Source organism: Aquabacterium sp. A08 (assembly GCF_011742065.1).
Window position 1 is genome coordinate 1 of record NZ_JAAQQT010000319.1, and the last position, 245, is coordinate 245.

Here is a 245-nt window from a genome sequence, read left to right on the forward strand (position 1 = left end):
CTGGGCCCGGGCGAACTCAAGCGCATCATGCGCACCGGCACCGTGGCCAGCACCGACAACCGCAACTGGGAGCTGCTGCCCGACAACACGCCGCAACGCCGCTTTTCGCAGTCGCGCGCGGTGGCGCTGGACATGGAAAGCGCCACCATCGCGGCCAACGGCTTCCGCTTCCGGGTGCCCTACGGCACCCTGCTGTGCGTGAGCGACAAGCCGCTGCACGGCGAGATCAAGCTGCCCGGCATGGC

The 245-nt window shown here is 69.4% G+C and carries 1 pseudogene; it reads left to right on the top strand.

From position 1 onward, the window contains the following. A pseudogene (locus tag HA630_RS26975) lies at positions 1–245 on the top strand (AMP nucleosidase); the annotation flags it as partial.